Source organism: Iodobacter violaceini (genome assembly GCF_011601265.1).
In the GTDB taxonomy this organism is placed as follows: domain Bacteria; phylum Pseudomonadota; class Gammaproteobacteria; order Burkholderiales; family Chitinibacteraceae; genus Iodobacter; species Iodobacter violaceini.
The window spans coordinates 1-3,320 of record NZ_JAAOLX010000024.1 but is presented as its reverse complement, the minus strand read 5'-3'; the positions used below and the strand labels follow the sequence as shown (position 1 = coordinate 3,320).

2 rRNA genes are annotated in these 3,320 nt (G+C 50.2%); both read right to left on the bottom strand.

Annotated elements, in window-relative coordinates:
* Positions 1-7 precede the first annotated feature (7 nt).
* Positions 8-121, bottom strand: a 5S ribosomal RNA gene (gene rrf / locus HA050_RS21665).
* A gap of 134 nt (positions 122-255) precedes the next feature.
* A 23S ribosomal RNA gene (locus HA050_RS21660) occupies positions 256-3,146 on the bottom strand.
* Positions 3,147-3,320 lie beyond the last annotated feature (174 nt).

Below are 3,320 nucleotides of genomic sequence, written 5' to 3'. Positions count from 1 at the left end.
TTAGGGTGTCTGGCAATGACCTACTTTCACACAGGTAATCTGCACTATCATCGGCGCTAAGGTGTTTCACTGTCCTGTTCGGGATGGGAAGGAGTGGGACCACCTCGCTATGGTCGCCAGACTTTAACGGGTTAACTCGTTGTGTGTATTGCTCCACAACGCGTTCAGTTCAATAGAAGAAGTAATTTACTGCTTGTTTCTCAAATTCATTAATCTGGGTAGATTATACCGTCGCACACACGCGCTTCAGGTTATAGGATCAAGCCTTACGGGCAATTAGTATCGGTTAGCTTAACGCATTACTGCGCTTCCACACCCGACCTATCAACGTCCTGGTCTCGAACGACCCTTTAAAAGGCTTAAAGCCTTGGGGAAATCTCATCTTGAGGCGAGTTTCGCGCTTAGATGCTTTCAGCGCTTATCTCTTCCAGATTTAGCTACCCGGCGATGCCACTGGCGTGACAACCGGTACACCAGAGATCTGTCCACTCCGGTCCTCTCGTACTAGGAGCAGCCCCCCTCAAATTTCCAACGCCCACTGCAGATAGGGACCAAACTGTCTCACGACGTTTTGAACCCAGCTCACGTACCACTTTAAATGGCGAACAGCCATACCCTTGGGACCGGCTACAGCCCCAGGATGTGATGAGCCGACATCGAGGTGCCAAACTCCGCCGTCGATGTGAACTCTTGGGCGGAATCAGCCTGTTATCCCCGGAGTACCTTTTATCCGTTGAGCGATGGCCCTTCCATTCAGAACCACCGGATCACTATGTCCTGCTTTCGCACCTGCTCGACTTGTCTGTCTCGCAGTTAAGCCGCCTTATGCCATTACACTATCAGTACGATGTCCGACCGTACCTAGGCGACCTTCGAGCTCCTCCGTTACAATTTGGGAGGAGACCGCCCCAGTCAAACTGCCTACCATGCACGGTCCCCGATCCGGATAACGGACCAAGGTTAGAACCTCAAAGGGGTCAGGGTGGTATTTCAAGGACGGCTCCACGCAGACTAGCGTCCACGCTTCAATGCCTCCCACCTATCCTACACAAACCACTTCAAAGTCCAATGCAAAGCTACAGTAAAGGTTCACGGGGTCTTTCCGTCTAGCAGCGGGGAGATTGCATCTTCACAAACATTTCAACTTCGCTGAGTCTCAGGAGGAGACAGTAGGGCCATCGTTACGCCATTCGTGCGGGTCGGAACTTACCCGACAAGGAATTTCGCTACCTTAGGACCGTTATAGTTACGGCCGCCGTTTACTGGGACTTCAGTCAAGAGCTTGCACCCCATCATTTAATCTTCCAGCACCGGGCAGGCGTCACACCCTATACGTCGTCTTTCGACTTTGCAGAGTGCTGTGTTTTTGATAAACAGTCGCAGCCCCCATTTCTCTGCGACCCATTTCTGCTCCATTCGCGAAGAACTTCACATACTCTGGGCTCACCTTCTCCCGAAGTTACGGTGATAATTTGCCGAGTTCCTTCTCCTGAGTTCTCTCAAGCACCTTAGAATTCTCTTCCTACCCACCTGTGTCGGTTTGCGGTACGGTCAATATAAAGCTGAAGCTTAGAGGCTTTTCTTGGAAGCATAGGATCAATCACTTCAGTCCGAAGACTTCGTCGTCACGTCTCAGCGTTAAAGCAGCCCGGATTTGCCTAAGCCACACGCCTACTCGCTTAAACCCACTATTCCAACAGTGGGCTGACCTACCTTTCTCCGTCCCCCCATCGCACTTTATATCGGTACGGGAATATTAACCCGTTGTCCATCGACTACGCATTTCTGCCTCGCCTTAGGGGCCGACTCACCCTGCGCCGATGAACGTTGCGCAGGAAACCTTGGGTTTTCGGTGTGCGGGCTTTTCACCCGCATTATCGCTACTCATGTCAGCATTCGCACTTCCGATACCTCCAGCATCCTTCTCAAGACACCTTCGCAGGCCTACGGAACGCTCCTCTACCATATGCACATCGTGCATATTCGCGTCTTCGGTTATCAGTTTGAGCCCCGTTACATCTTCCGCGCAGGACGACTCGACCAGTGAGCTATTACGCTTTCTTTAAATGATGGCTGCTTCTAAGCCAACATCCTGGCTGTCTATGCCTTCCCACCTCGTTTTCCACTTAACTGATTATTTGGGACCTTAGACGGCGATCTGGGTTGTTTCCCTCTTGACCATGGACGTTAGCACCCACAGTCTGTCTCCCATGCTCGCACTTGACGGTATTCAGAGTTTGCCATGGTTTGGTAAGTCGCGATGACCCCCTAGCCATAACAGTGCTTTACCCCCGTCAGTGATACATGAGGCACTACCTAAATAGTTTTCGAGGAGAACCAGCTATTTCCAAGTTTGTTTAGCCTTTCACCCCTATCCACAGCTCATCCCCTAACTTTGCAACGTTAGTGGGTTCGGACCTCCAGTGCGTGTTACCGCACCTTCATCCTGGCCATGGATAGATCACTTGGTTTCGGGTCTACGCCCAGCAACTATGCGCCCTATTCGGACTCGGTTTCCCTACGCCTCCCCTACTCGGTTAAGCTTGCTACTGAACGTAAGTCGCTGACCCATTATACAAAAGGTACGCAGTCACCCCATTTTGCAAGGGCTCCCACTGTTTGTATGCATCCGGTTTCAGGTTCTATTTCACTCCCCTCCCGGGGTTCTTTTCGCCTTTCCCTCACGGTACTGGTTCACTATCGGTCGATGATGAGTATTTAGCCTTGGAGGATGGTCCCCCCATCTTCAAACAGGATTTCTCGTGTCCCGCCCTACTTCTCGCATGCTTAGTACCAACCAATCTCTTTCGTGTACGGGGCTATCACCCACTGTCGCCAGACTTTCCAGACTGTTCCACTAAAGTTTGATTTATCACATGCAGGCTCTTCCCATTTCGCTCGCCACTACTTTGGGAATCTCGGTTGATTTCTTTTCCTTCGGCTACTTAGATGTTTCAGTTCGCCGAGTTCGCTCGTACAGACCTATGTATTCAGTCTGCCGTGACCCAAAAGGGCCGGGTTTCCCCATTCGGATATCGGTGGATCAAAGCTTATTTGCCAGCTCCCCACCGCTTTTCGCAGGCTAACGCGTCCTTCTTCGCCTATCATCGCCAAGGCATCCACCAGATGCACTTAGTCGCTTGATCCTATAACCTCAAACACGTATTCAACAAAGTGAACACCATTCAAGTCTTATCTGATTTCGCTTTGTTTGCGACACTTAAACCTCAGTTCTGACTTCGAGATTTAAGTTTTGATACAATCTACCCTTATTTATTTCTAAATTTGAGTATTACTTCTTCTATTTTTTTAAAGATCAA